Source organism: Nocardia sp. NPDC057440 (assembly GCF_042802915.1).
GTDB lineage: Bacteria > Actinomycetota > Actinomycetes > Mycobacteriales > Mycobacteriaceae > Nocardia.
Genome location: NZ_JBHVDF010000007.1, coordinates 410,474 through 433,354 on the forward strand (window position 1 = coordinate 410,474; position 22,881 = coordinate 433,354).

Consider the following 22,881-nt stretch of genomic DNA (forward strand, 5'->3'; position numbering starts at 1 on the left):
CGCGCGGGCCGCGGTCGCGGGGCCGGATCCAGCACATCTGTCGGTGCCTGGGGATACGGTGGCCGGATGACTGTGCTCGGTGCCGTAGCGCTTCCCCGGATTCCTCCGGAACATCTTGCCGCAGTGGGCGATGCCGCGGAAGAGAGCGGGCTGGACGAACTCTGGTTGTGGGAGGACTGCTTCTGGGGTGGTGGTGTCGCGGCGGCCGCGACCGTGCTGGCCCGGACCGAGCGGGTGCGCGTCGGGATCGGGGTGATGCCGGTGCCGTTGCGCAATGTCGCACTGACTGCCATGGAGGTCGCTTCGCTGCTGCGCCTGCATCCTGGGCGGTTCCTGCCGGGATTCGGGCACGGCGTGCAGGAATGGATGGCGCAGGTCGGTGCCTGTGCCGAATCGCCGATGACCTTGCTGCGCGAACAGTTCGGCGCGCTGCGTGGATTGCTCTGCGGCCGAACCGTCACCACCTCGGGCCGCTATGTGCAGCTGGATAAGGTCGCGTTGGACTGGCCGCCTACCGCGCCCGTACCGATGCTGGCTGCTGCGAGCGGCCCCCGGACGCTGCGGCTGTCCGGCGAGCTCGCCGACGGCACCATCCTCACCTCACGCACCGCTCCCGACGGCGTGCGCGCGGCAAGGGCGCTGATCGATGAGGGGCGCGCGAGAGCCGGGCGAACCGAACCTCATCGGGTGATCGTGTATGTGGCGACAGCGACCGGACCGGACGCGGACCGGCGTCTGGCGGCAACGGCCGAGCAGCACGGATTCCAGGCGGGTGCGGGCATCGCGGGCGACCCCGATTCCATCGCGGATACCGTGCGCCGGTACACGGCCGCGGGCGCGGACACCGTCGTGCTGGAACCCACCGACGACGACCCGAACCCGGTGGAGTTCGTCCGTTTTGTCGGCGAGAAGGTGCGCCCGCTGCTGGACTGAGCTGCCCGCAGCGACGGGCGCAATGCGGGCACGCCGGCATCGCTGGCGGCCCGCGACGATGTCGGCGCTCGGGAAGACCGGCCCACTGAGGCTCGCCTGCCCGACAGTGCGGAAGTGGTCGTCCTCATCGCGATCAGCGCCCATCGATGGATGTGGCCCTGTCCCCGAACGCGAAGGGATGCGGCTCGCATTCGGCGATGAAATCGCCGGGGAACCCGAGCTGGAACGGGGCCGCGGCCTCCAGCAGTCGCACCGCGTCGTCGGTCAGCGTGAGCTGCACCGCTCCCACATTGTCGGTGAGCTGGGCGACACTGCTGACTCCGATGATCGGCACCACCGCTGCCGACTTGTGTCGAAGCCAGGCCAGCGCCACCTGCGCGGGACACACATCCAACTCGGCGGCGACCGCCGCGACCGCGTCGGCCGCGGCACGATCGCGGGCAGTGAGTTCGGCCGCCGAGCCCCGGCGGCCGTTCGCGCCCGCGAGGACGCCGCGCGCAAGAGGTCCCCACACGGTCACGGTCATGCCCAAGGATTCGGCCATCGGCAGTAGTTCTCGCTCGATATCGCGCTGCAACAGGTTGTAGGGCACCTGCAGGCCGGCGAACGGTGTCCAGTCACGCCATTGCGCCAGGGTGTTGGCTTGGGCGACCACCCAGGCCGGTGCGTCGGAGATGCCGACGTAGAGGATCTTGCCCGCGCGCACCGCGTCGTCGAGCGCCCGCATCGTTTCCTCGATCGGGGTGTGCCGGTCCCACAGATGCACCCAGTAGATGTCGATGTAGTCGGTGCGCAGCCGCCGCAGGCTCTGCTCGAGCGACAGCACCAGATTCTTGCGGTGATTACCCGCGGCATTGAGATCCGCGGTGTCGCGCGACAACGTGTATTTGGTGCCGAGGACGAAACGGTCGCGGCGTTGGATCACCGCACCGAGCAGGCTCTCCCCTTCGCCGTAGGCCGATGCGGTGTCCAAGACGTTGCCACCCGCGTCGGCATAGGCGTCGATGATGCGCCTGCTTTCCTCCGCATCCTCGAAACCCATTGTGCCCAAGACGAGTTCGGAGATTCGTAAGCCGGTCGAGCCGAAGAGTCGGTAGCGCATGCGCCCAGTCTGGTACACGACGCGATACCGGAGGGAGGCCCTGCCAGGGTCACCCTGCGGATCAGAACGCGGGCCAGGGAATCGGGCGGGAGGTGCGCGGCACCGGCATCACCGGGTCGTCCAGCAGTCCCTGGGTCCGATCGGCGAGTGCCTCGATCTCGGTGTCGGTCAGGTGTGGGGCGAGGGCGTCGGCGAGCTGACCCGGCAGCGCCTTCGCGAACGCGGTGATGTCGTCGAGCAGATCCTGGCCGACCCCACTGCCCGCCCATCCCCACAGCACGGTGCGGAGTTTGTGCTCGCTGTGCAGGCAGATGCCGTGGTCGACCCCGTAGACCTGACCGTCGGCGCCTTCCAGTGCGTGCCCGCCTTTGCGGTCGGCATTGTTGAGCAATACGTCCAGCACCGCCATCCGCCGCAGGCGCGGATCGTCGGCGTGGATCAGCGATACCTCGTTGCCTGCCGGGTCGAGGGCTCGCAGCACTTCGCAGAAGCCGTCGGGGACCGCGCCTGCGGGCACCAGGTCGATCAGGTCGAGCCGATTGCCCTGCGCGGTGTGGTTGTCCACCGCCTCCACCCAGCGCTGCACCATGCCGGGACCGTAGGGGCCCTCACGCAGGATGGTTTCCGGGATGACACCCCAGCCGAGCGCATCCGATATCAGATACGAGGCCACCTCGCGGCCCGCCAGGGTGCCGTTGGGGAAGTCCCACAGCGGTTGCTCACCGCGCACGGGCTTGTACACCACTCGCAGTGGCGCACCGTCGGTATCCGTGCTCGTGGGCACGGCACAGACGAGGGTGACATTGCTTGCGACGGTTACCCGTCCGATCACCGTCAGCTCGGCGGTATGCCACGCGGCCACCGGCTACTCCTCCAGCTCGGCCGCGCCGAAAATGTCCCCGCGCTTGTATCCGTTGGTTCGCACACACATATGTCCGCGCGCCGAGAGCGGTTCGCCGCACAGTGGGCACGGCGGACGCCCCGCGGCGATGACACGGGTCGAGCGCAGCGCGAATTCGCGCGCCTGGATCGGGGTCAGGAACACCCGCACCGCGTCCGGGCCCTCCTCGGTGTCATCGAGCACCACCGACTCGTCGACCTCGGTCTCGGTGATCGCCAGCAGCTCCACCACCACCGCTCCCGCATCGGCGTCCCAGCCCAAGCCCATGGTGCCGACCCGGAATTCGGCGTCGACCGGTGTCACCAGCGGATCCACATCGGCCACATCGTCGGCCTGCGGCGGCACCTCGGCGCCGAAGCGACGCGCGACCTCGTCCAGCAGCAGACCCATGCGGTCGGCGAGCACCTTCACCTGCTGCTTCTCCAGCAGCACGCTCACAACGCGCGGTTCCTGCACGGCCTGCAAATAGAACGAACGATCGCCCGGCTCACCGACAGTCCCGGCGACGAAACGATCGGGGGTGCGGAATACATGGATTGCGCGTGACACATGCACCTCCTGATACGTGACCCTGATCGACTACCCGCGGCGCACAGACATTCAACACGCCGACTACTCGTTTACAAGGAATCTCGACGCTCCGCATTCCCATTATCCGCACTTCCGGTACCGCCTACCTCCCCGCCAGGAACGGGACCGGAGGTGTCGACCGGCTCGGCGTCCCCCGCGGTGCGGGAATCGGCCACCGGGCGTGGCGTATTGGACGCCGCCAGCGCGGAAAGGTCGGTCCCGGTGTCGTTGACACGCCAGACATACGGCGCGGTCGGGGTGTAGCGAACGACACTGATCGACGCGGGCTCCACCACGATGCGTTGAAAGCCGTCCAAATGGATGCCGAACGCGTCGGCGAGCACCGACTTGATGACATCACCGTGCGAGCATGCCACCCACAGCACATCGTGGCCGTGCCGCTCGGCGAATTTCCGGTCGAGGTCGCGGATCGCGGCCACCGCGCGGGCCTGCACCTGCGCGAGTCCTTCGCCCCCGGGGAACACCGCGCCGGAGGCGTGTTGTTGCACGACCTTCCACAGAGGTTCGGTGAGCAGATCGGCCAACAGCTTGCCGGTCCAGTCGCCGTAGTCGACCTCGATCAGCCGGTCATCGTACTCCGGTTCCAGGTCGAGTTTCTCCGCCAGCGGCGCGACCGTGCGCTGGCAGCGCAGTAGCGGCGAGTGCACGATGTGCTCGATGGGCAGTGCGGCGAGGCGAGCGGCGAGCGCCCTGGCCTGCTCGTTGCCGCGCTCGGTCAGATCGACGCCTTGGCTGCGGCCCGCGAGCGTGCGGGCGGTGTTCGATGTCGACACACCGTGTCGCAGCAGGATTACCGTCATGCGGTCAGCCTAATCATGTCGCCGACACCACCCCGCCCGCGAGCAGCCCCATCACAGTCAGTCCGAGCACGATGCGGTAGCCGACGAACCAGTCCAGCGAGTGCTTGGCGACGAACTTGAGCAGCCACGCCACCGAGGCGTAGCCGACAGCGAAGGCCACAATGGTGGCGACGAGCAGTTGCGGGCCGCTGGCATTGAGTCCTTCTCCTGCCGGTTCGAACGCGTCGGGCAGGCTGAACAGGCCGGACGCGGTTACCGCGGGAATGGCGAGCAAGAACGAGAACCGCACCGCGGCCGCACGCTCGAGCCCAAGGAACAGACCGGCCGTCGCGGTGGCGCCGGAGCGCGACACACCCGGGATCAACGCGAGGCACTGAGCGAAACCCATGACCAGCCCGTCGCGGGTGGTCAGCTGCTCGATCGGGCGGATCTTGCGGCCGTAGTACTCACCGGCGGCGATGACCAGTGCGAACGCGATCAGCATGAACGACACCAGCCACAGGTTGCGGGCTCCGGTGCGGATCTGGTCTTTGAGCAGGAAGCCGAGCAGGCCGATGGGGATGGTCGCGATGATCACATACCAGCCGATGCGGTAGTCGAGTTCGCGCTGCGCGTCCTCGTCGAGGAGCATGGGCTCGCCGGGGCGCATGATGGGAAGCTTCGTGGTCACCTGCTCGGTGAGCGGCACGGTTTGCCTGGCGGGCCCGGACACCTTGCCCACCAGGGTGGTGAACCAGGCGCGCACGATGCGCCAGATGTCCTTGGCGAAATACACCAGCACGGCGGCCTCGGTGCCCAGCTGGGTCACCGCGGTGAACGAGGCGCCCGCGTCGTCGCCGAAGAACACCGCCGACACGATGCGCAGATGCGCCGAGGAGGAAATCGGCAGAAACTCGGTGAGTCCCTGCACCAGACCGAGTACCAGCGCTTGCACCCAGGTCATGGACTCGCCGACCACGTACCGTCCTCCGCTTCTGCCCGAAAAATCCGTTCCGGCTGGGCAATTGGTCCACAGGCGGGTCGCACTGACATGATCACCGCCGCAATCACGCAGCGACAGTACAGTGTCGAAGCGAGGATCGGGTGTCGGGGCGGTGACCAGCGCAACGGTCCGCCGCGTCCGCGACACGCGGTGACAGCGCGATGCGACGCACAGTGCGCGTGAGCGCCCGCATCCGCTCGCACGCTCTAGGCTTGGCGCCGTGACGAAATCGTGGACACGGTGATGGAACAGCGGACGGTCGGTCGCAGTGGCCTACGGGTGTCCCGGATAGGTTTGGCGACCCACACGTGGGGTTCGCATACGGATTCCGACGAGGCGGCCGTGCAGTTGGTGGCGTTCACCGATGCCGGTGGCACCCTGGTGGACACTTCCCCCGCCTACGGCGGCGGTGCGGCGCAACGGATCCTGGCCGAGCTGCTCGGTGACCTGGTCTCGCGTGACGATCTGGTGCTCAGTGGTTGCGCCGGTGTGCTGCCGAGGATTTCGCCCGCGCCGGCGGGTCCGTCGGTGCCCGCGCCGGAACCGGCCCGCCCGACGGTGGACACCTCGCGGCGCACCCTGCTGCGTCAACTCGACCGGACGCTGCTCGAGCTCGGCACCGACTATCTCGACATCTGGAACGTCGCCGCATGGGATCCGCGGACTCCGCTCGACGAAGTCGCGGCGACCCTCGAATTCGCGGTGCGCTCGGGGCGGGTCCGGTACGCGGGCGTGCGCGGGTTCGGCGCCTGGCAGTTGGCCAGTCTCGCCGCCATTGCGCCGATCTCCGTCGCGCAGGCGCCGTATTCGCTGCTGGCGCGCGGCTCCGAAGGTTCCTTCCTGCCTGCGGCGGATCACCACGGCGTCGGACTGATCGCGTCCGCCCCGTTGGCGGGCGGCATCCTCACCGGCAAATATCGTGACGGTGTGCCCGCCGATTCGCGTGGTGCGGACGAGGCGACCGCCGCCGAGATCCGGCACCGGCTCGACGAGCGCGCGACCCGGGTCGTGGACGCATTGGTCACCGCCGCCGACGGCCTGGCCACCTCGCCGCTCGCGGTCGCGCTCGCGTGGATTCGGGATCGCCCCGGCGTCGCGAGCATGATCGTCGGCGCCCGCGACATCGGGCAGCTGACCGGCGTGCTCGCCGCGGAGGCTCTCGAACTGCCGCGGGCCATCGCGGCCGCTCTGGACGACGTCAGTGCACGCACGGAATGACGCAAGTTAGCCTTGCCTGCATGAGTTGTGCGACGTCGAGGCATTCGGCTTTTCCGGCACGCTTGTCCGGGCCCGCGTCCGTCCAGGCGCGACGGATCGACGGCGTCCGAAGCGGATGGGAGCGTGCGGTCTACGCCGTGCTCGCGCTGAGCATCCTGGTCGGGGTCACCGCGTGCGGCACCGGCAGCGACGCCACGACCTCCGGGCCTCGAGGGCAGAGCACCGCCAAGCTGGCGAACCTCGACCCCACGCCGATCGGGCCGGAACCGACCCCCACCCTGCCTGCGACGGTGCGGTCGTTCGACGGCTCCGAGGTCACCGTCACCAGCGCGAGCCGCATAATCGCCGCCGACCGCTACGGCACCCTCGCGCAGATCGTGTGGGCGTTGGGCCTAGGTCCCAAAATCGTCGGCCGCAGTACCGCCGCCTCGTTCCCCGCGGTGCAGAACGTGCCCAACGTGACCGGCGGCAGCGGTTCGCTGAACGTGGAATCCATTCTGGCGCTGCGTCCTTCGGTGTTCCTCACCGACAGCACCAGCGCCGCGCCCGCGGTGCGCGAGCAGTTGCGCGCAGCAGGTGTCACCGTCGTGTACTTCGACCCGCAACGCACCATGGACGGTGTGGTGCCGCAGATCGAGGCCGTCGCGGGCGCCCTCGGTGTTCCCGGCAGCGGACAGGCTCTCGCCCGGCGCACCCGCGACGAGATCGCCGCCGCGACCGCCGCCGTCCCGAGGCAGGACAAGCCCCTCACCATCGCCTTCCTCTACCTGCGCAGCACTGCCATCACCATGCTCGCGGGCCCCGGCTCCGGCGCGGATGCGCTCATCGCCGCATTGGGCGCACACGACGCGGGCGCGGTGGCCGGACTGAAGGAACCCTTCGTCGCGATCACCAGCGAGGCCATGATCGGCGCCGCCCCCGACGTCCTGCTCGTCATGACCGACGGCCTGCATTCGGTCGGCGGGGTCGACGGTTTGGAGAAGGTACCCGGCATCGCGCAAACCCCCGCTGGCCGCAACCGACGCGTAGTCGACATGTCCGACGCGGTCCTGCTGAGCTTCGGCCCGAACACCGGCCGCGTCATCGCAGCCCTGAGCGAGGCCGTGTACGGCACCCGACCGGCATGAGCACGGGCGGCGAGCGAGTAGTCGACGGGACGGACTCTGGTCCGTTCGGAGTAGTTTCTGGTGTATTCGGCATCGAAACCGGTCTATTCGGCAGGAGTTCGAGTCTCATCGGAACGACCGCACTGGGGGTCCGGGCAACAATCGCCCCGAACCGCGCGGCAACTGACCCGTTCGGCACGAACCTGTTCGGGGCGATGTCGGGTCGAAGGGCCGCGCGCGGCGACCGCAATGGCATGTCCCGATCAGTGCGGACCGGCACAGATTCCGGGCGGATCGCCGCAGAGTCTCGCAGGGACGGGACCCTGAGGTCGGTGGCAGCGAGCACAGGCGAGGTTCGGTGGTGAGCGGAGCGACGTCGGGGAGCACCTCGATCGATCGGTCGATGCCGCACAGCCCGCAGCCGACTGCTCCGAAATCCCGTGGCCGTTCACGCACCACGATCGTCTTCGTGGTCGCGGTGGCGGTGCTGGTTCTGCTCGCTCTGGCTTCGGCCGCGATCGGGCAGGTGCCGACCACGCCCGCCGAGGTGGCGGGCAGTGTGTTGCATCGAATCGGCCTGGACTGGGGGCCGATGCCCGCCCATCCTGCCGGTGAGGTGACGTTGTGGCAGGTCCGTTTCCCGCGGGTGGTGCTGGCGATGCTGGTGGGCGCGGCGTTGGCGACAGCGGGTGCGTTGTTGCAGGGTGTGTTCGCCAATCCGCTGGCCGAGCCCGGTGTGATCGGGGTGTCGGCGGGCGCCGCGGTCGGTGCGGGGACCGTCATCGTGTTCGGCGGCGCGTTCGTCGCCGCCTGGTCGGTCGCGGCGGCCGCGTTCGTGGCGGGGCTGGCGACCACTCTGCTCGTATATGTGCTGGCCCGATCCAATGGACGCACCGAGGTGGTCACACTGGTGCTCACCGGCGTCGCGATCAATGCCTTCGCAGGCGGACTCATCGCCTTCCTGCTGTTCGTCGCCTCCCCCGCTGCCCGCGATCAAATCGTGTTCTGGCAGTTGGGCAGCCTCAACGGCGCCACGTGGGGCTCGGTGCGCGTGGTCGCACCACTCACCGCCGTCGGCGTGCTCGCCGCGATCTTCATCGCACCGCGCCTGGACCTGCTGGCCCTCGGCGAGTCCGCTGCTCGCCATCTGGGTGTCGACGTAGAACGCTTGCGCCGCAACGTCATCCTGGTCGTAGCGATTCTGGCCACTGCGGGTGTCGCCTTCACCGGGATCATCCTGTTCGTCGGCTTGATCGTCCCGCACCTGGTCCGCATGCTCGTCGGTCCCGCCCACCGCGTCCTGATCCCCTTGAGCGCCATCATCGGCGCGGTGGTCCTGCTCGCCGCCGACGTCGGCGCCCGTTCCCTCGTCGACAACGCCGACCTCCCGCTGGGCATGCTCACCTCCCTCATCGGCGGCCCCTTCTTCTTCTGGCTGCTGCGCCGGACACGCGCTCGCGCGGGAGGATGGGCATGACCGGCTCATCGACGCGCTCCTCGCTGACCTCTGCCGCGGCTTCCCCGCCTGCCATGTCCGAGCGCCTTGCCGACATGGTGATCGGGGGCGACATATGAGCGGCATGCGGCAAGGGCTCGGCGGGGTTTTCGCGCGGACGCACGAGCTGCCTGTGGCGCACGAACGTGATTCGGTCACGCTGCGCGCGATCGGTGTGAGCATCGATCGACGCGGTGCCACCGGAACGGGAAGTCGTCGCGTGCTCGAGGCAGTGGACTTCGACGTCGTTGCCGGGCAGGTTGTCGCGCTGGTCGGCCCGAACGGCGCTGGTAAGTCCACGTTGCTCGCCGCTCTCGCGGGCGAGCTCGCCCCGACCGAAGGCACGGTCGAACTCGACGGGCGGTCGCTGGCCCACTGGTCTGCGCTCGACATGGCGCGCCGCCGGGCGGTGCTGCCGCAGAGCCATACCGTCGGTTTCCCGTTCACCGCGCGCGAGGTGGTCGCCATGGGCCGTGCGCCGTGGGTGCGTACCGAGCTGCGTGCGCTCGACGACCAGAAGATCGCCGCCGCGATGGCCGCCACCGACGTGGAACACCTTGCGGCACGGTCGTTTCCGACGCTGTCGGGCGGCGAACGCGCACGCGTCGCCTTGGCGCGTGTCCTCGCTCAGGACACCGCCACCCTGCTGTTGGACGAGCCCACCGCCGCCCTGGACCTCGGCCACCAAGAGGCCGTGCTGAACCTCGCCACCACCCGCGCCGAAGCAGGCGCCGCCGTTGTCGTCGTCCTGCACGACCTCGGTATCGCCGCGGCCTACGCCGACCGCGTCGCGGTCCTGGAATCCGGCCGCATCGCTGCCGATGGCCCACCGCGCGCGGTCCTCACCTCCGAACTGCTCAGCCGCGTCTATCAACACCCCGTCGAGGTGCTCGACCACCCGATCTCCGGCGCCCAGCTAGTCCTCCCGGTCCGACGCTGAGCAGCCGCCCGCCCCGCGAAAATCGGCCGCTACGTGCGACGATTCAAATCGTCGGCGCGGAGATCGCCATCTACGGCAGGAACGTCCGGGTGCCCAATCGTTGTCGGCAGCAGGTTTCCGCCTGCCGTACCAGGCAGAAAGGGCGGTGTGGTACCTGACAGGCTGAGGTATCCATTGACGCTCTGTTGGATGTGTCGCCAGAGCGTAAACCATCCGGTCGTCTTGCGTTTCCGATCTCCAGAGACCGCTGAACCTGTTGTCACAGCGGCATTCTCGCCGCGAGTTCGCCAGCCGTGCGCAACCGACGCACCTCCGCCTCTGCCGATGGCCTACCGCCCATAACACACTCGACCATCATCACGGTAAGGCGAATCGTGAAGCCCCAAAGACCCACTCCCACGAGCACACCCAGTTCCAGCAGGAACATCACCAGCAGATTCGAGCCCCTGATCGCGCGCACAGGTGGTTCTCCTTCCAGCTCTACGCCAGGTCGTCGTCAGCGCCAGATCAGTTTCAGCACCGCGGGCGTCAACAACATGCGGATCACGGTCGCGTCGATGATCAGCGCGGCGATCATGCCGTAGGCGATGTACTTCATCAGCACCAGGTCGGAGAAGCCGAAAGCGCCGGTCACCACGATGAGGATCGCAGCGGCGGAGGTGATGACGCTGCCGGTGTGGGCGATGCCGTAGCGGATCGCCTCGGGCGGGTCGGCGCCGCCCGCGCGGGCCTCGGCCATGCGCGAGAGCAGGAAGACTTCGTAGTCGGTGGACAGTCCGAAGATGACCGTCACGATCAGCGCCAGCACCGCGAACATCAGTGGGCCCGGCGTGAAATGGAAGATCCCCGCGCCGTGGCCTTCCACGAAAATCCAGGTGAGGATGCCCAGCGTAGAGCCGAGACTCAGTGCACTCATAAGGACGGCCTTGAGCGCGAGGACGAAGGACCCGAACGCGGCGTACATCAGGCCCAGCGCGGCGACCGCCAGGATCGCGACCAGTACCGGTAGCCCTTCGAGCAGTCCGTTGATGCTGTCGCGCTCCAGCGCGGGCACACCCGCGACCATGACCTCGACGCCGGGCGGTTCCGGGATGGCGCGCAGTGCGGCGATCACCGCGTCGGCGTCACGCTTGTCGGCGAGGCCCGCGTTGAGCACATTGATGCCGTCCTTGGTCGGCGCGCCGGGTTCGAAGCGCCCGGTGAGTCCGGGAATTTGGTTGGCTTCGAACCGGATGTCGCTGAGTTGCTGCGGATTCGCGCCGATCACCACCAGTTTCAGCGGTTCGGTGCGGAAGCTCGGGAACAGCTCGTCGAAGCGTTCCTGCGCCACCCTGGCCGCGTTGTCGTCGGCGAGATAGCGCTCGCTCAGCCCGCCGAACTCGATCTGGCGGAACGGGACACTCAGCGCCAGCAGCACCAGCACGATCGGCGCCGCGATCAGCCACGGCCGCCGCATCGCCATTGTGGCGAGCCGCGAGAAGAATCCGGCGTCTATCTGGGCTTCGGTTTTGCTGCGGGAGAAGCGATGCCAGCCCCACAGATCGATGCGCCGTCCGACGATGCTGAGCACCGCGGGCAATGCGGTGACCGACAGCAGCGCGGCGAGCAATACCGAACTGATGCCACCGTAGGGCACCGAGCGCAGCACGCCGATGGGGAAGATGAACAACGCGCCCAGGCTGATCGCGATGATCGCCGCCGAGAACAGCACCGTGCGCCCCGCGGTGGCGACGGTGCGCGCGGTCGCCTCCTCCACCGTGTGACCGGCGGCCAACTCCTCCCGGAACCTCGTCACGGTGAACAACCCGTAGTCGATGGCGAGCCCGAGGCTGACCAAAGTCACTACCGCGCTGGCGAATACGTTGACATTGATGTGGTCGGTGAGCACGCGCATGGTGCCCTGCGTGCCGAGCACCGTCATCCCGCCGATGAGCACGGGGAGCAGTGCGCCGATCACCCCGCCGAAGACGAAGTACAGCAGGATCGCCACGATCGGCAATGCGATCATTTCGGCGCGTTTGATGTCGTGCTGCATGCCATGGTTGATGCCCTCGACGACCGGCTGTAACCCGGCAAGCTGCACCGTCGTGCCGCCGGGCCCGCTACCGGCCGGTCCGGCGCCGAGCTCGTCCTTGATCGCGGCGTAGTTCTCCACGGTGGCGGTGCCCGCACCGCGCAGTCCGATGCTGGCGAAGGCGTGGGTGTGCGAGGCGTCGGTGGCTTGCGCGGCGAACGGGCTGTCCCAATAGCTGTCGACCTTCTGGACTCGGTCGGGGTGGCGGGCCAGCAGCTGATCGAGTGCGGTCGTCACCGCGGCCCGCACGGCCGGATCGTCGACCGTGCTGCCCGCGGGCGCGGTGTAGACGGCGATGATGTCGCTGTCGGTATCGCGGCCGAAGGTATCGTCGGCGATCTTGGAGGCGGCCACCGATTCGCTGCTTTCGTCGAACCAGCCCTCTTGGGTCAGCCTGCCCGACAGGTCACGGCCGTACCAGCCGGAGGCGACGACGGCCAGCGCGAAGACCGCCAGGACGAGATAACGGTGGCGATAGACGACATGACCCCACCGCGCCAGGCCCGTATCCAGCACTAGCCGCAGGCCGGAGTGCGGTAATCGGCCGAGCGCAGGATGCCGCACAGATCGGTGCGGGAGATCTTCCACTTGCCGTCGATGAGCACGAAATGCACCACGGTGGTGCGCACGGCGGAGCCGGTGCCGTCTTTGTCCAGGCGCATGGTCGCGGTCAAGGTGCCGTCGCGGTTGTCGAAGACCGGGTCGGTGACCCCGTATACGGCGCGCGGATTGTCTTGCAGCGCCTTGTACATGTCCGGGATGGCGTCCTTGAACACCTCGCCGTCTTCGATGAGATCGGTGCGTTCGCTGTCGGGCAGCGCCGGGTCGAGTGCGCGCTTGATCTGCGCGTCGAGTTCGGCGGCGGTCGGCAGCGGCCGGTGTGCGGCGCTCGAGGACGCGGCGACAGAGGAGGACAGCGAAGCGATGGCCGAGGAGCGTGCGGCGTCGACAGCTGCTTCGTCCGGTCCCGAGCTGCACGCCGCGGCCGAGGTCATCGTGATGAGGGCCGCTGCGGTCAGCGCGGTACGGGCGAATCGTGTGGTTGGCATCACCATCTACATACCATCGATGACGGAACTGATCCGTCCGAGCAGCGCCCGAACCGTCGTCACGTCGCGCTCGGCGGCCACTTCGACCGGCGCCGCGTCCGGAATCATGTCCCGCACCAGCGCCACCACACTGCGTTCGTCGTCGAGATCGATGTCGGTGACGCGGGCCTGGGCGACCGCGACGATGTCCTCGGGACCTGGCACGTCGCTGTCGAGGTCGGCGCGGTAGATCTCCAGCGTGACGGTCGAGCGGACCGTGCGGAAGGCGTAGGGCCTGCCGTCGGCGGTGCTGCCGAATCCGTGAGCAAACGGACCAACGGTTATGTCATCGATGGCAAATCCCGATGGATGGTCGGCTTTCAACCGGATCTCCCTGAGTTGGACATTGTTTCGACATAACCGTAACCCCGAACGCCGACATTCTCCTCGAGCCGCCACCCCGGTCGGCCGCGCCGGTGCGCCATCATGGTCAGATGGTGATGTTGCGGATGATCGGTCGGTAGTACGTCGGTAGAAGGAGTTCGGTGGATGCGCCCTCGCGGCTCGGTCCTCTCGGCCATTGCGGGTGTCGCGGTGTTGGTGCTGCTCGCCGGATGCTCCTCCGACACCGACGGTAAAGACCTGCCGACCAGACCACCGGCCACCGCCGCGGTCTCCTCGGACGCGACCGCCGCACCGGCCGATCAGGTCCTGCCGGTCGCCACACCGATCACCGATCTGCTCGTCGTCACCGGAACCGGTCTGCTCGCGGCACTCGACAACAGCGCGACGGCGTTGCTGCTCATCGATCCGGCCACCACCCCGCCCGTGGTGCGCACTGTCGCGCTGCCCGCGAAGGCCACCGCTCTCGCCTCGGGACAGGCCGGCGAAGTTCTTGTCGCCCTGCCGAATCAGGTGCTGCGCGTGGACGCCGCGGCGTCGACGAGCACCGCGGTGACCGTCGACGGTGACGTGCACGCGGTGCAAGAACGCGGCGACGGCGCACTCGTCGTCGGCACGGCCGAGGGCAAGGTGCGCGTCCTGTCTCCCGCCGGCGAGGTCCTCGACACCGTATCCGGGCTCGCCTCTGCCGACGCGCTGGCCCTCACCGGCGATCGGGTGAGCGTGCTCGACCGTCGTCAGACCTCGCTCACCGAACTCGACCTGCGCAAAGACCAGCTCGGGTTGGCTCTGCGCGCGGGGGACGGCGCCACCAACCTGATCACCGACCACTTCGGCCGCATCATCGTCACCGACACCGCAGGTAACGAACTGCTGGTCTACACGGCCGGACCGCTCGTCCTGCGGCAGCGTTTCCCGGTAGGATCGTCGCCTTACGCGCTTGCCTACGATCCACGGTCGGAGACCGTGTGGGTGACGTGCACGCAGACCAACGAGGTCGTCGGATTCGATCTGTCGACGGGTATACCGAAGGAAGTGGGCCGATTTCCGACGGTCCGGCAGCCGAATTCGGTCGCCATCGACGAGCGCACCGGCGATCTGTTCGTCGGATCCGCGACCGGGAACGGTCTGCAACGAATCCGGGCGGACCAGCGGAAGGGAGGGCAGTGATGGCGTCGAAGGATGACCAACCACCACAGCATCGAAGGACGCGCAACCATCGCGCGGCGCTCCCCGCGAGCTGGGAAACCACCAGTGACGACTACGAATACGTGCCACTGCGACTACCGCCGGAGGTGAATCGGGTGACCGCGTCCATGCGGCTGGCCATTCAAGCCGAATTCGGCGGCTGGGAACTCTCGCGCGTACGCGCCTATACAGACGGCAGCCGCCGAGTGCTGCTGCGCCGCCGAAAAACCGCGCTGCTACCCCAGCCCGAACCGGGGATGTGAACCGATGTACGCACTGCTATTGCGCTTGATGTTCCTGCTACCGCCGGAACGTATCCACCATCTGGTCTTTGCCGCAATGAAACTGGCCGACCGCTTCCCACCCGCACGCTGGGCAATGTCGAAGGTCCTGGTTTCCGACGATCCGATCCTGCGCAACACCGCCTTCGGCGTCGAGTTCCCCGCGCCGCTCGGCCTGGCCGCCGGCTTCGACAAGAATGCCGACGGCGTCGACGCGTGGGGACCGCTCGGTTTCGGCTTCGCCGAGATCGGCACAGTCACCGCCCAGGCCCAGCCGGGCAATCCCGCGCCGCGACTGTTCCGGCTGCCCGCCGATCATGCCCTCATCAACCGGATGGGCTTCAACAATCACGGCGCGGCCGCCGCGGCCGAGCGACTGCGCAGGCGCCGCGGCGGAGTCCCGGTCGGCGCGAATATCGGCAAAACGAAGATCGTCGAACCCGAGGGCGCCGCAGCCGATTACGCGATCAGCGCGGCACTGCTCGGCCCGCTCGCCGATTTCGTCGTTGTCAACGTGAGCTCCCCCAATACCCCCGGTCTACGTGACCTGCAGGCCGTCGAATCGCTGCGCCCGGTGTTGCAGGCCGTGCTCGACAGCGTGCAGGTTCCGGTGCTGGTGAAGATCGCCCCCGACCTTTCCGACGAGGACATCGACGCGGTGGCAGACCTCGCCGTCGAACTGCGCCTGGCCGGCATCGTCGCCACCAACACCACCATCCGCCGCGATGGCCTGCGCACTGCTGCCGCCGAGGTCGAAGCCATGGGTACGGGCGGCCTGTCCGGTGCTCCCGTCGCCGAGCGCTCCCTCGACGTGCTGCGCCGCCTCTACCGCCGCGTCGGCGACCGCGTTGTCCTCATCTCCGTCGGCGGCATCGAAACCCCCGACCAGGCCTGGGAGCGGATCCTCGCGGGCGCCACCCTGCTGCAGGGCTACACCGGTTTCATCTACGGCGGCCCTTTCTGGACTCGCAACATCCATCGCGGCATCGCCGCGCGGCTGCGCGACAACGGGTACAAGTCGATCGCCGACGCTATCGGCGCCGAGCACGGCGATCGCTCCTGACACCTGCGGTGGCGTTCGGTGCCGCCTTGCACGGTGTGCGCGCTGCTATCCGAGCACCCGAGGCGGTCCGCCGCGATGCATCGACATGCGGCGTGAGCGGAAGGTGCGCCCGGTCGTGACTTGTTCATCGACCGTCGCGTCCTGCGGTTCCGGCGTCTCGCCCGCGTGCTGACGCATGCGTGCCAGGATCCGCTTGGACAGCAGGATCACCGCCTGCTCCCAGAGGATGCCGATGGTGTCCGCTCGCTTGGTCGCTTCGACGTCCGCGTCCTGGTCGTGCACGCCGCTCGGGTCGCTGAGGATCTCGTCGAGTTCCATGCCTGCCAACGCCTGTTCCCTGGTCAGCAGCCGGTCGGGCAGCCAGCTCAACGACCACACCGTCGCCCCCGATCCGATGGTCCTGTAGGCCGATTCGGGGGTTATGTCACTGATCATCGTCCATTCGGTCGTCTGCACGTTCATGGGTGCCTCCGGTGCAACAGCTCGAGCCTGGTGGGCTCTTGGGGGTACAACATGGTCACGAATGACTCCTGTCGAGCATCCGTTGATGCAGCAGGCCGATGGCTTGCCGCACGGTGATTCCGAGTCGATCGGCCAGCGTCTGCGCGGCGGCGTCCGGTGCCAGGTCCGGATGGCTGAGGATCTCCTGCAGTTCCATGCCGGCCAGTGCCTGTTCGCGGGTCAGTGGATTGGGCAACCAGCTCAGTCGCCACGCCGGTTCCTCGGGGCCTGCTCGCCATGCCCATTCGGGCGTGACGCTGCTGGTCATCGACCGGCTGCTTTCGTAGATCGTCACGGCTGTCTCCACGGGCGGAGGAATCGTCGCGGATGCTTCGGCCAGGGAGCGTCGAGCCCTGGTGGATCCGAATTGCTCGCATCGGCCGGGCCTCGTTGCCATCGGAAGAAGCGGAGCGGCGACGGTGGCTGATTTCTGTCGGATGTCCGGGTGAACGCGAACCGTTCGCCTAGACCGTGGTGCGGTTGGTCTCCAGCTCGGTTTCACAGTCGCCGACGCGGTGTTGTCCGCGCCGCCGAGCATGTCGCATCAGGAGCAGCATTCTCATCACCAAACCCTCCCGAATCGTCTGGCGGGCGATCAGATCGCCGAAACCAGTGTGGCATTTGCCCTTCATGATGGTCAATTGCCGGAGTAAGTTGGGGATTGCCGGATCCTGTTCGCGCTAAACCCCGCTCATCCGGTAGTTCGCCGGCACGGACAACGAATCGACAACGCACCCAGGGAGGGGCGGATCTTGCAGAACCTTCCGCAGGACTCTCGTATGGTCGCGATACGCAATATCCTCACGCGGCTGTGCAAGTACTCCGGCCTGAGCTCGGATCGCTTGCGTAACACCGAGATCGACGTCGAGCCCCTGCTCGACCTGGTAGTAGTCCGGCAGCGCGCACTGCGGACGGGCCGGTCGCCGGAGGAATCCATGCTGCCCGTCGTCAGCGATATGGCACGCCGCTTGCAGCCGACCGACCGCCTGATCGCCGACGCGGCACTCTCGCTCGGGTTGTTTCGTGAAAGCCCCCCGGACGGAATCGACCTCGACCGCCTCTACGCCGAGAACCTCGGGCAGCGGCGGGAGTATCTGGCCGAGATGTGGCAGCGGTTGCACGAGACGCTGCGGGCCGAGGCCATTCCCGAGACACCGACGGTGAAGCGGCTGCGCACATCCTCGGAGCACGACGCGTTCACCGCGCTGGCCGGCCTGCTCGCCGGCGAATCCAGCTACACCATCCCGCAGGTGGCTCCCACGCCGAAAATCGTAGTGACGCTTCCGAACTCGCAGCCGCGACCCGGCATGGTGACGGTGGTCGGTGACGCGGTCATGGACCACCTCTTCCGTGTCGACCGCATACCCGCGGTGGACGCGCCCGCTCGCGGCAACGGCTACAGCGAGCATCCCGGCGGCAAAGGGCTCAATCGGGCGGTGGCGGCCGCACGCCTCGGACTCCAGGTCCGCATCGTCTCCGCGCTCGGTGACGATGAAAACGGCCGTCGCATCAGGGAGTATCTCGACACGGCCGGGGTCAGGACCGAGCTGATCAAGACTGCCACCCGCGCACCCTCACCGATCACTGCGGTCATCATGACCTCGAGCGGCGACATGGCGTTGATCGGTGTGCAGGACGATCGGGTCCGATTGGAAGGGGCGGATCTCGATGGACCGAATGTGCGTGCGGCGCTGGGTGCCTCGGATGTGGTGCTGCTGACCTTCGAACACCCCATCGGCATCATCGGGCAGGTGCTGGCCATGGTTGCGCGCATGCGACCCAAACCGCGGCTGATCGTCTGTCCGACGCCGAGTCTGCGGGTACCGCAGGATCTCTATCGCCATCTCGACGCGGTCGACTACCTGGTGGGTTCCGCCGACGAGCTCGACAAAATGCTCCCGGCCGTGATCACCGCGTCGAGCGACGATGTCGCGCAGCGGCTGCGTGGGCTCGGGGTCGGCGCGGTGTGCACGGTCGGGGAATTCCAGTGTGCGATGCGATCGGATCGGCTCAACGTCGACGTCACGCATTTTCCGCGGGCACTCAAGAACGCGCCGGGTGCGGCGGCCGCGTTCTCCGCGGCGCTCGCCTATCGGGTGGTCGTCTCGGAGGGGGCGCTCGGCCGGGAAGACCTCGACTGGGCGACCGCGGCCATGCTGTTGACGCAGAAGCTCGGTGACGTGCCGAGCGCCATGCCGCTGACCGGCGATATCGACCAGATCGTCGAGCGTTATGCCGCGAACCGGTGAGCATCGCATCATCCCGAACGGCGACTTTTTACCACCATGCCTCGCACTTCATCTGTACGACACTATGCATCCGCTACAGTCCCCGTCGTGACCACGCACATCCAACGGCGTCGCTCCGGCTCGGGTCCGGGGCAGCATTGATCACAGCCGGGTCCCTACTCGGTGCGACCACTCACCGGTTCGCCCGCAAGGGACGCGAAATACAGGTTTCTGTCATGGAAGTCGCCGGCGGCGCCGAGTACGGATACGTACTGGCCTTCGGTGAGCTCACCGACGGGTGCCTGGTCCGGGTGCATTCCCGGTGTCTCTACGGTGATGCGCTCGGCTCCGACGACTGTGACTGCGGGCCCGAACTCGACAAGGCGCTCGACCTCATCCAGGCGGCAGGCGCAGGCGTCCTGGTGTATCTGGAGCAGGAGGGCCGCGGCGTCGGGCTGATCGCCAAGGCACGCGGCTACCAGCAGAGCGAGCGCACCGGCAGCGACACCTTCGCCAGCTACGAAGCGCTCGGCTACCCGGCTGATGCCCGCACCTACAACCACGCGGCCAAGACTCTGGTGGAACTCGGGCTGCGATCGGTACAGCTGCTGACCAACAACCCGGCCAAGGCCGAGGATTTTCGGTTGGCGGGCCTTGCGGTGACCGTGGTTCCGTTGCGCACCCGTCCGCTGAGCGCACGCGCCGCCGCGTATCTGGAGGCCAAACGTCGACGTCGGCGCCATTGGATTCCGACCGACGACGCGCCATGGGCGCCGGCCGACTGGGAATCGGATGCCTTGGGCACGTTCCCGGCCGTGCAGCGACCACGCCGCAATCGTCGACGCGGGGGCGTCCGCAACAGTCGTCTGGCATTCTGGCGGCGGGCCTCCGCTGCCGCCGCGCAAAAGCCGAGCGACGATCCCACCCCACAGCCCGGGGCGATGCCGAGCGAAATCGTCGCATACCTGCCTACCGAACCGGGCCTGCCGGCACCTGTCACCCAGCCAGCTCTCGGCAATGCCGCGCCGCACTGCGGTCACGAGGGTACCCAGCGAGCCGCCGTCCCCGCGTAGCAGTGCCATGGGACCTGCCCTCCGGCTACCATGGATTCATTGTGCGACTGGCAATTTCACAGTTCGTGCGACCGCTTCACTATGCATCGGAGGAGCATGGCAAAAGCGGCACCCAGCCTCTCCGCCACCGGACATCGGCTGACTCGCAAGGGGCGTGAGCTCCGCGTTCAGGTCATGCCGATTCCCGGTGACGAAGACGGCGGTCATGCGCTTGTCTTCGGCCAGATCACCGATGGTTGTCTGGTCCGAATCCATTCCCGCTGCCTCTATGGCGACGCTTTGCAGTCCGAGGACTGCGATTGCGGTCCCGAACTGGATAAATCGCTGGACCTCATCCAGAACGCCGGGTGCGGTGTGCTCGTGTATCTGGAGCAGGAAGGGCGCGGCGCCGGTCTGGTCAACAAGGCGCGTGGCCTGCGCACCAGTGAGCGACTGGGAGTCGACACGTTCGACAGCTACGAGCACCTCGGACTGCGTGCCGATATGCGGTGCTACCGACTCGCCGCCGAGGCGCTGACGGCGCTGGGGCTGTGCTCGGTGCGGCTGTTGACCAACAACCCGGACAAGGTGCGTGCGGTGCGGGATCAGGGCATCGCCGTCACGGTGGTGCCTTTGGGGACGCGGCCGCGCAGCGACAAGGCGCGCAAGTATCTCGAGGCCAAGCGGGACCGTCGCGGGCATATGATCCCGCTCGACGACGCGGGCTGGTCGTCGCGGGTTCCGCGGTCGCACGGGCCGTGGTGGTGTCCTCCGGTGTCATGGTGCATGCGGCGATTCGCACTCGCGGTGAGAACCGTCACGATCCCCGACGTCCGTCCACGATGAGTGGCTACGGAAATCGTTGTGGCCCTGAGCATCTCGCTCAGGGCCACACCGGCTTCGAGCCTACTTCACCTCATAGGTGGCGACCACGGTCGCGCGGGCGAGAGTGTGGAAGAACAGGTTGAATCCGAGGAAGGACGGTGTCGCGTCCTCGGAGACCTCCAGGCTCTCCACATCAACGGCGTGCACGACCACGAAGTACCGATGCGGTCCATGGCCCGCGGGTGGCGCGGCGCCGACGAAGCCGGGGAACGACGCGTCGTTGCGCAGGTTGATCGCATCCTCGGGCAGCGTGCCACCCTTGCTCCCCGCACCCGCCGGCAGCGAGGTGGTCGTCGCCGGGATATTCGCGACGGCCCAGTGCCAGAAGCCCGCCGCGGTCGGTGCGTCCGGGTCGTACACCGTGACCGCGAAACTCTTTGTCTCCTCCGGGAATCCGGACCACGACAACTGCGGCGAGATGTCCTTGCCGCCCACACCGAAGAATTCGCTCACCTGATCGTTGCGCAGCGACTCGCCTGGGGTGATGTCTTCCGAGGTCACCGTGAAGGTGGGCACCTGCGGGAGCGCGTCGTAGGGGTTGTAGGTCATGGGGTCCTCTCCGGATTGATTCAGCTGTGCAACAGAAAATGTTCCAAAACCTGCGTGCCGAACTCGAGCGCGTCCACGGGAACGCGTTCATCGACGCCGTGGAAAAGCGCGGTGAAGTCCAGTTCCGGCGGCAGCTGCAACGGTGCGAAGCCGAAGCAGCGAATACCCAAGCGCGCGAACGCCTTTGCGTCGGTGCCACCGGAAAGCATGTAGGGCACGGTGCGGCCCTGCGGGTCATGGGCGAGGATGGCGTCGTTCATCGCGTCGACGAGATGACCGTCGAAGGTCGTTTCGTAGGAATCGAGTTTGGTGATCCACTCCCGTTCGACGTCCGGGCCGATCAGCTCGTCCACCTCGCGCTCGAATGCCTCCTGCCGCCCGGGCACCACACGGCAGTCCACGACCGCCTCGGCGGTCTGTGGGATGACGTTGGCCTTGTAACCGGCCTGCAGCATGGTCGGATTCGCGGTGTCACGCAGCGTCGCGCCGATAATGCGGGAAATGGTGCCGAGTTTCGCGAGTTGGCCCTCGATGTCGGGGCTCGCTGGATCGAATTGCAGGCCCGTCTCCTCCGACACCGCGGCCAGGAATTCGGCGACGGAATCCGAAAGCACCAGCGGGAAGGTGTGTTTGCCGAGGCGGGCGACCGCGTCGGCCAGGATGGTGACGGCATTGTCCTCGTGCAGGAACGAGCCGTGACCCGCACGGGCCTTGGCGCGCAAGCGCATCCAGCCCAGCCCCTTCTCGGCCGTCTCCACCAGGTAGAGCCTGCGTTCGGTGCCGTCGGGGCGCGGGACCGTCAGCGAGAACCCACCGACCTCCCCGACCGCCTCGGTGATTCCGGCGAACAGATCGGGCCGATTGTCCACCAGCCATTGCGATCCCCACTTGCCGCCGTTCTCCTCATCGGCGAGGAAAGCGAACACGATATCGCGCGGCGGCACCGTCCCCTCGATCTTGAACTGGCGCGCGATCGCCAGCATCATGCCGACCATGTCCTTCATATCGATCGCGCCGCGCCCCCACACGTAACCATCGCGAACCGCGCCGGAGAAAGGGTGCACGCTCCAGTCCGCGGCCTCGGCGGGCACCACATCCAGGTGGCCGTGCATCATCAGTGCGCCCCGGCCGGCATCGGCGCCCTTCAACCGCGCGAACACATTTCCGCGTCCCGGCGCACCCGACTCCACGTACTCGGTGGTGTAACCCGCTTGATGCAACTGATCGGCCACCCACTGCGCACACTCGCGCTCCCCCTTGGTGGTGGTCAGATCGCCGGTGTTGGAGGTGTCGAACCGGATCAGCGCACTGACCAGCTCCACCACCTCCGACACCGCACGACTGCTGCTTTTCGGGACGGATCCTTCGCCAGTTGCTGACACGTACCCTTTCCTACCATCTACCCGCCGATATCCCGTGCTGCGCCGCCCGCCGCGCCGGGCGGAACGCACCCACACACCACCGCCTGCGGTGGGCAATCCTACGGCCGCCCGCCGCCAACATCAGCCTGAGCAGAAAGCCTCGGGGATCGCCGACGGGCGGCACATGGCCGCGACGGAATG

At 67.6% G+C, this 22,881-nt stretch carries 24 protein-coding genes; 11 read left to right on the plus strand and 13 right to left on the minus strand.

The genetic code is table 11. The features are described 5' to 3' along the window. The first annotated feature begins 66 nt into the window (after window positions 1-66). The gene (locus ACFU4Z_RS17980; protein WP_379064215.1) at window positions 67-933 is read left to right on the plus strand and encodes an LLM class flavin-dependent oxidoreductase; all 867 of its coding nucleotides are present in this window, start codon (window positions 67-69) and stop codon (window positions 931-933) included. Between the two features lie 133 nt (window positions 934-1,066). Here ACFU4Z_RS17980 and ACFU4Z_RS17985 read toward each other — a convergent pair whose 3' ends face one another. From ACFU4Z_RS17985 to ACFU4Z_RS18005, 5 genes are all read right to left on the minus strand, one after another. Next, window positions 1,067-2,035 carry an aldo/keto reductase gene (locus ACFU4Z_RS17985; protein ID WP_379064217.1) on the minus strand — a complete coding sequence of 323 codons (969 nt, stop codon included), beginning with the start codon at window positions 2,033-2,035 and terminating at the stop codon, window positions 1,067-1,069. A 61-nt stretch (window positions 2,036-2,096) separates the two neighbouring features. Continuing rightward, the gene (locus ACFU4Z_RS17990; protein WP_379064219.1) at window positions 2,097-2,897 is read right to left on the minus strand and encodes an SCO1664 family protein; all 801 of its coding nucleotides are present in this window, start codon (window positions 2,895-2,897) and stop codon (window positions 2,097-2,099) included. A 3-nt stretch (window positions 2,898-2,900) separates the two neighbouring features. Further along, a complete protein-coding gene (locus ACFU4Z_RS17995) occupies window positions 2,901-3,485 on the minus strand; it encodes a DUF3090 domain-containing protein (protein ID WP_328400927.1) in 585 nt (194 codons plus the stop codon). 71 nt (window positions 3,486-3,556) lie between these two features. Further along, window positions 3,557-4,327 carry a histidine phosphatase family protein gene (locus tag ACFU4Z_RS18000; RefSeq protein ID WP_379064221.1) on the minus strand — a complete coding sequence of 257 codons (771 nt, stop codon included), beginning with the start codon at window positions 4,325-4,327 and terminating at the stop codon, window positions 3,557-3,559. A gap of 13 nt (window positions 4,328-4,340) precedes the next feature. Then, the gene (locus ACFU4Z_RS18005) at window positions 4,341-5,270 is read right to left on the minus strand and encodes an undecaprenyl-diphosphate phosphatase (protein WP_379064316.1); all 930 of its coding nucleotides are present in this window, start codon (window positions 5,268-5,270) and stop codon (window positions 4,341-4,343) included. A gap of 282 nt (window positions 5,271-5,552) precedes the next feature. Here ACFU4Z_RS18005 and ACFU4Z_RS18010 point away from each other — a divergent pair, with 282 nt between their 5' ends. From ACFU4Z_RS18010 to ACFU4Z_RS18025, 4 genes are all read left to right on the plus strand, one after another. Further along, window positions 5,553-6,527, plus strand: coding sequence for an aldo/keto reductase (locus tag ACFU4Z_RS18010; protein WP_379064223.1), 975 nt, complete (start codon window positions 5,553-5,555; stop codon window positions 6,525-6,527). Window positions 6,528-6,547: 20 nt separating this feature from the next. Further along, window positions 6,548-7,654, plus strand: a complete 1,107-nt coding sequence (locus tag ACFU4Z_RS18015) for a hemin ABC transporter substrate-binding protein (protein WP_379064225.1) — start codon at window positions 6,548-6,550, stop codon at window positions 7,652-7,654. A gap of 382 nt (window positions 7,655-8,036) precedes the next feature. Then, complete coding sequence (locus tag ACFU4Z_RS18020; protein ID WP_379064318.1) at window positions 8,037-9,110, plus strand: FecCD family ABC transporter permease; 1,074 nt, start codon at window positions 8,037-8,039, stop codon at window positions 9,108-9,110. A gap of 94 nt (window positions 9,111-9,204) precedes the next feature. Then, window positions 9,205-10,068 (plus strand): heme ABC transporter ATP-binding protein, encoded by an 864-nt coding sequence (locus ACFU4Z_RS18025; RefSeq protein WP_379064227.1) that lies wholly within the window; start codon window positions 9,205-9,207, stop codon window positions 10,066-10,068. A 259-nt stretch (window positions 10,069-10,327) separates the two neighbouring features. Here ACFU4Z_RS18025 and ACFU4Z_RS18030 read toward each other — a convergent pair whose 3' ends face one another. Genes ACFU4Z_RS18030 through ACFU4Z_RS18045 form a run of 4 tightly spaced genes read right to left on the minus strand, consistent with a single transcriptional unit; the run spans window position 10,328 to window position 13,554 of the window. Beyond that, complete coding sequence (locus ACFU4Z_RS18030) at window positions 10,328-10,528, minus strand: hypothetical protein (RefSeq protein ID WP_379064229.1); 201 nt, start codon at window positions 10,526-10,528, stop codon at window positions 10,328-10,330. A 36-nt stretch (window positions 10,529-10,564) separates the two neighbouring features. After that, window positions 10,565-12,658: an MMPL family transporter gene (locus ACFU4Z_RS18035; RefSeq protein WP_379064231.1), complete on the minus strand. Its 2,094-nt coding sequence runs from the start codon at window positions 12,656-12,658 to the stop codon at window positions 10,565-10,567. Further along, complete coding sequence (locus tag ACFU4Z_RS18040; RefSeq protein ID WP_379064233.1) at window positions 12,658-13,191, minus strand: hypothetical protein; 534 nt, start codon at window positions 13,189-13,191, stop codon at window positions 12,658-12,660. The genes ACFU4Z_RS18035 and ACFU4Z_RS18040 overlap by 1 nt, the downstream gene beginning before the upstream one ends. A gap of 6 nt (window positions 13,192-13,197) precedes the next feature. Then, entirely contained in the window at window positions 13,198-13,554 is a 357-nt protein-coding gene (locus tag ACFU4Z_RS18045; protein WP_379064235.1) for a hypothetical protein, read from the minus strand. Between the two features lie 165 nt (window positions 13,555-13,719). Between ACFU4Z_RS18045 and ACFU4Z_RS18050 the strand changes: the two genes are divergently transcribed. Genes ACFU4Z_RS18050 through ACFU4Z_RS18060 form a run of 3 tightly spaced genes read left to right on the plus strand, consistent with a single transcriptional unit; the run spans window position 13,720 to window position 16,104 of the window. Then, the gene (locus tag ACFU4Z_RS18050; RefSeq protein WP_379064237.1) at window positions 13,720-14,742 is read left to right on the plus strand and encodes a YncE family protein; all 1,023 of its coding nucleotides are present in this window, start codon (window positions 13,720-13,722) and stop codon (window positions 14,740-14,742) included. Further along, window positions 14,742-15,023, plus strand: a complete 282-nt coding sequence (locus ACFU4Z_RS18055; protein ID WP_379064239.1) for a DUF5703 family protein — start codon at window positions 14,742-14,744, stop codon at window positions 15,021-15,023. Before ACFU4Z_RS18050 ends, ACFU4Z_RS18055 begins: the two co-directional genes overlap by 1 nt. Window positions 15,024-15,027: 4 nt before the next feature. After that, window positions 15,028-16,104: a quinone-dependent dihydroorotate dehydrogenase gene (locus tag ACFU4Z_RS18060; protein ID WP_379064241.1), complete on the plus strand. Its 1,077-nt coding sequence runs from the start codon at window positions 15,028-15,030 to the stop codon at window positions 16,102-16,104. A 45-nt stretch (window positions 16,105-16,149) separates the two neighbouring features. Here the strand turns inward: ACFU4Z_RS18060 and ACFU4Z_RS18065 are convergent, their stop codons facing one another. Together ACFU4Z_RS18065 and ACFU4Z_RS18070 are read right to left on the minus strand one after the other, a co-directional pair. Further along, entirely contained in the window at window positions 16,150-16,566 is a 417-nt protein-coding gene (locus ACFU4Z_RS18065) for a hypothetical protein (protein ID WP_379064244.1), read from the minus strand. A 55-nt stretch (window positions 16,567-16,621) separates the two neighbouring features. After that, window positions 16,622-16,900 (minus strand): hypothetical protein, encoded by a 279-nt coding sequence (locus ACFU4Z_RS18070; RefSeq protein ID WP_379064246.1) that lies wholly within the window; start codon window positions 16,898-16,900, stop codon window positions 16,622-16,624. A gap of 484 nt (window positions 16,901-17,384) precedes the next feature. Between ACFU4Z_RS18070 and ACFU4Z_RS18075 the strand changes: the two genes are divergently transcribed. The 3 genes from ACFU4Z_RS18075 to ACFU4Z_RS18085 all read left to right on the plus strand — a co-directional run bounded on the left by ACFU4Z_RS18075 (window position 17,385) and on the right by ACFU4Z_RS18085 (window position 20,731). After that, a complete protein-coding gene (locus ACFU4Z_RS18075; protein WP_379064248.1) occupies window positions 17,385-18,854 on the plus strand; it encodes a carbohydrate kinase family protein in 1,470 nt (489 codons plus the stop codon). A 215-nt stretch (window positions 18,855-19,069) separates the two neighbouring features. Then, a complete protein-coding gene (locus tag ACFU4Z_RS18080) occupies window positions 19,070-19,906 on the plus strand; it encodes a GTP cyclohydrolase II (protein WP_379064250.1) in 837 nt (278 codons plus the stop codon). A 96-nt stretch (window positions 19,907-20,002) separates the two neighbouring features. Beyond that, on the plus strand, window positions 20,003-20,731 hold the full coding sequence (locus ACFU4Z_RS18085) for a GTP cyclohydrolase II (RefSeq protein ID WP_379064252.1): 729 nt from the start codon (window positions 20,003-20,005) through the stop codon (window positions 20,729-20,731). Window positions 20,732-20,791: 60 nt separating this feature from the next. On the opposite strand, the gene ACFU4Z_RS18090 is transcribed toward ACFU4Z_RS18085, so the two are convergent. Further along, window positions 20,792-21,319 (minus strand): YbhB/YbcL family Raf kinase inhibitor-like protein, encoded by a 528-nt coding sequence (locus tag ACFU4Z_RS18090; protein WP_379064254.1) that lies wholly within the window; start codon window positions 21,317-21,319, stop codon window positions 20,792-20,794. A gap of 20 nt (window positions 21,320-21,339) precedes the next feature. After that, window positions 21,340-22,701: a M20/M25/M40 family metallo-hydrolase gene (locus ACFU4Z_RS18095; protein ID WP_379064256.1), complete on the minus strand. Its 1,362-nt coding sequence runs from the start codon at window positions 22,699-22,701 to the stop codon at window positions 21,340-21,342. Window positions 22,702-22,881 lie beyond the last annotated feature (180 nt).

Coding starts and splice junctions, on each gene's coding strand:
- ACFU4Z_RS17980 (WP_379064215.1), top strand. CDS start 67: ATGACTGTGCTCGGTGCCGTAGCGCTTCCCCGGATTCCTCCGGAACAT.
- ACFU4Z_RS17985 (WP_379064217.1), bottom strand. CDS start 2,035: ATGCGCTACCGACTCTTCGGCTCGACCGGCTTACGAATCTCCGAACTC.
- ACFU4Z_RS18000 (WP_379064221.1), bottom strand. CDS start 4,327: ATGACGGTAATCCTGCTGCGACACGGTGTGTCGACATCGAACACCGCC.
- ACFU4Z_RS18005 (WP_379064316.1), bottom strand. CDS start 5,270: ATGACCTGGGTGCAAGCGCTGGTACTCGGTCTGGTGCAGGGACTCACC.
- ACFU4Z_RS18010 (WP_379064223.1), top strand. CDS start 5,553: ATGGAACAGCGGACGGTCGGTCGCAGTGGCCTACGGGTGTCCCGGATA.
- ACFU4Z_RS18015 (WP_379064225.1), top strand. CDS start 6,548: ATGAGTTGTGCGACGTCGAGGCATTCGGCTTTTCCGGCACGCTTGTCC.
- ACFU4Z_RS18020 (WP_379064318.1), top strand. CDS start 8,037: ATGCCGCACAGCCCGCAGCCGACTGCTCCGAAATCCCGTGGCCGTTCA.
- ACFU4Z_RS18025 (WP_379064227.1), top strand. CDS start 9,205: ATGAGCGGCATGCGGCAAGGGCTCGGCGGGGTTTTCGCGCGGACGCAC.
- ACFU4Z_RS18040 (WP_379064233.1), bottom strand. CDS start 13,191: ATGCCAACCACACGATTCGCCCGTACCGCGCTGACCGCAGCGGCCCTC.
- ACFU4Z_RS18050 (WP_379064237.1), top strand. CDS start 13,720: ATGCGCCCTCGCGGCTCGGTCCTCTCGGCCATTGCGGGTGTCGCGGTG.
- ACFU4Z_RS18055 (WP_379064239.1), top strand. CDS start 14,742: ATGGCGTCGAAGGATGACCAACCACCACAGCATCGAAGGACGCGCAAC.
- ACFU4Z_RS18060 (WP_379064241.1), top strand. CDS start 15,028: ATGTACGCACTGCTATTGCGCTTGATGTTCCTGCTACCGCCGGAACGT.
- ACFU4Z_RS18065 (WP_379064244.1), bottom strand. CDS start 16,566: ATGAACGTGCAGACGACCGAATGGACGATGATCAGTGACATAACCCCC.
- ACFU4Z_RS18075 (WP_379064248.1), top strand. CDS start 17,385: ATGGTCGCGATACGCAATATCCTCACGCGGCTGTGCAAGTACTCCGGC.
- ACFU4Z_RS18080 (WP_379064250.1), top strand. CDS start 19,070: ATGGAAGTCGCCGGCGGCGCCGAGTACGGATACGTACTGGCCTTCGGT.
- ACFU4Z_RS18085 (WP_379064252.1), top strand. CDS start 20,003: ATGGCAAAAGCGGCACCCAGCCTCTCCGCCACCGGACATCGGCTGACT.
- ACFU4Z_RS18090 (WP_379064254.1), bottom strand. CDS start 21,319: ATGACCTACAACCCCTACGACGCGCTCCCGCAGGTGCCCACCTTCACG.